The organism is Rhodopseudomonas sp., assembly GCF_036404135.1.
Classification (GTDB): domain Bacteria; phylum Pseudomonadota; class Alphaproteobacteria; order Rhizobiales; family Xanthobacteraceae; genus Rhodopseudomonas_A.
In genome coordinates, this window is sequence record NZ_DASWPE010000108.1 from 1 (window position 1) to 1,849 (window position 1,849).

General features: G+C 65.0%; 1 protein-coding gene. It reads right to left on the minus strand.

Features of this window, described 5'->3' with window-relative positions:
• Positions 1-1,849: hypothetical protein (locus VGC77_RS13485; RefSeq protein ID WP_331172078.1), on the minus strand; the 1,849-nt coding region annotated here is incomplete at both ends.

Consider the following 1,849-nt stretch of genomic DNA (forward strand, 5'->3'; position numbering starts at 1 on the left):
GAACCGTGGTTGGTCACCAGCAACACGTTCTGCGAGGTGAGCGTCTGGCCGTTGGCGATGGTGATATCGCCGTTACCAAGACTGACGGCAAAAGAGCCGGAGAAACCGGTGAGCGGCAAGCTGCCGCCCAGACGGTCCGCGGTCAGCATAAAGTTGCCGCCCAAATCGTGATAGGCGGAGTTACCCTTGAGTACGCCGTTAAGTGTTGCCATCCCTTTGTCCGCCTGGATACCCAGCGTGCCGGCATAGCCGTTGCCGGCGGCGGAGACATCCACGCTGGCGCCATCCGCCACGGTGATATTGCCGTTGTCAGCTATCAGCTGCACGGTGCCGGCCGGCGTGTCCTCGGTCAGGTCGAACAATGTCACGCCGGTACCTTTGGCGTTCAGGTTGGCGCCGTTGAGCAGCGTCACATCGCCGGTGGTGGCGTCCAGGGTGAGCTTGCCGCCCTGCGCTATTATATTAGCAGCGACGGTGATATCACCGCCGGTCAGTGTCAGCGCGCCGCCGATGTCGGTGGCACTTAGTATCGGTGCAACTCCCGTCCCCGGCAGAAGGGCCAACGCGCCGGTGGTGGTCAGCGACTGGCCGCTGCCGCCCTGGGCCACCACGGCCGGTGCGGACAGGGTGACGTTGGCGGTTTTGGCATCCAACGCACCGCTGTTCGCGAACAGCACCTGCTGGCCGGCGGTAAAACCAGCCTGATTTACGCCGCCGAGCGTCTTGGCGCCGGCGCCGAAGGTGACGGTATCGGCGGCATTGACCATAAGGCTGCCGCCCGGACCGCCGGTGAGAGCTCCATTTGTGTTGACGGTCGTCTGGCTGTCGATAAAATCGATGTTGTTCGCGTCAACAGTGGTCGTGCCGCCGTCGCTGTACAGCCCGCTGCCGTCAAAGGTCAGCGTGCCAATCGGCGCCGCGTCACTGCCAAAACGGCTATCGCCATAGAGATTGAACACCGAGGCGCTGCGCAGCAACACGCTGTCAGCCCCGGCGAAGGTCGCTATCAGTTGCGATGAAACGGTCAGACCGGTGGTGCCGGCCGGTACATTACCCAGATTGATGCTGCTGCCGGACAGGTCGTAGTTCTTCGCGACCAGGAGGGCGTCGGGCGCCAGGATGCTGGAGCCGCTGGTGTCCAGCGTCAGCGTGTTGCCTGAAATTGTAACGCCGCTGCCCAGCGTCAGGTTGCCCAGCACGGTATCCGAGACCGGCCCGGCGGCGGCCGGCGTGGTGTCCGGCGACGTATAAAGGCCCGGCACGAAATGGCGGGTGACCGCCACCCGGTTGCCGTTGGACAGCCGCAGCAGCGAACCGTCGCCGCTGACGCCGGCGGTATACCCGGAGAGTGCGCCGCTGGGGCCGTTATGCAGGGCAACCGGGTCGACGCCGATGATAAGCGGCGTATCGTCGCCGGAGACCGACCCCATGGCGCTGATAACGCTGCCGGCATCGACGGCAAGACCGTGCACATCCGGGCTGTCAGTGGTGGGGGCCAGCGAGACCAGCAGCAGTTCCGGCCCGGTCAGCGCATGGGCCGCATCGGTGGCCACCTCAAGATTGAGGGCGGAGGCAGTAATCAGCGTGCCATCGGGGGTCGTAGAGCGGGTACCGCCAATGAGCAGGCTCTCGGCGCCGAGCCGGCTGAGCTGGTCCGCATCCAGCAGCAGATAGCCATTGTGGGCGCTGTCGTCAGCAAAACTCTGGGCAAGGTCGCCGGCGGCCACCAGAAGATTCGTGCCGGTGATGTCAATCTGCCCGCCGCGCCCGCCGGCCGCCGGCGCGAAATGGTTGGTGGCATTCAGATTGAGGGCATCAAGCGCCGCGAAGACCAGATGGCCCGCATCGC